The organism is Castellaniella caeni NBRC 101664 (assembly GCF_001592225.1).
Lineage (GTDB): Bacteria > Pseudomonadota > Gammaproteobacteria > Burkholderiales > Burkholderiaceae_B > Castellaniella > Castellaniella caeni.
In genome coordinates, this window is sequence record NZ_BCWN01000053.1 from 1 (window position 1) to 839 (window position 839).

General features: G+C 58.4%; 1 protein-coding gene. It reads left to right on the top strand.

Annotated features, from left to right (window positions below; all coding sequences use genetic code 11):
- Nucleotides 1-67: 67 nt before the first annotated feature.
- The coding region (locus CCA01S_RS15050; RefSeq protein ID WP_066459950.1) for a glycosyltransferase family 2 protein at nucleotides 68-839 on the top strand (772 nt) is incomplete at its 3' end.

Genomic DNA, 839 nt, shown 5'->3' on the forward strand with positions numbered 1-839 from the left:
TGTCTTTCACGACTGACCTTTTATCCATGCTGCCCCTTTTTGCCGTGTTGATATTGAGTATGAGTCAATGACCACTCCAACCATCGCCCTGGTGATGATCGTCAAAAACGGTGCGGCCACGCTGGCCCGCTGTCTGGCCAGTGTCCGAGAGCACGTCGATCAAATGATCGTGCTGGACACGGGCTCGGTGGACGAGACCGAAGCCATTGCGCGGCGGTTTGGGGCCCAGGTGCATCATTTCGACTGGGTAGATGATTTTTCCGCGGCTAGAAACGCGGCGTTGGCGTATTCCTGTGCCGACTGGAACTTGATTCTGGATGCTGATAACTGGCTGGAGTCGGGTGGCGCGCTGTTGCGCTCTTTGGGGATAGCGCCGTTTTTTGGCCAGGTGGCCATCGTAAATCGCTTCATGCAGGGTCAGGACGTTCGTGAATCCACCGAGTGGGTCACCCGATTGTTGCCACGAGGCACCCGCTACACGGGCAGAATCCACGAACAGCCGGTCGATGATCAGGGGCTGGTTCGACGGCGGTTGGACATCCGTCTTGGGCACGACGGCTATATGCCAGAGGGCTTGGCGGCGAAAAAAGGCCGTAACGAAGCCTTGTTGCGTCTGGCCTTGGCGGAATCTCCGCAAGATGCCTATTTGCTATATCAGCTGGGCAAAGAGCTGTCCATCTACGAGCGCCATGCCGAGGCGGCGGATTACTTTCTCCAGGCTGTCGCGCGGGCCGCGCCAGATGCCGCCTACCGGCACGACCTGGTCGTGCGGGCCCTGTATTCCCTGAAACAGGCTGGTCAGCTGGAAAACGCCATCTTGTTGGCCGAGAGCGAATTCT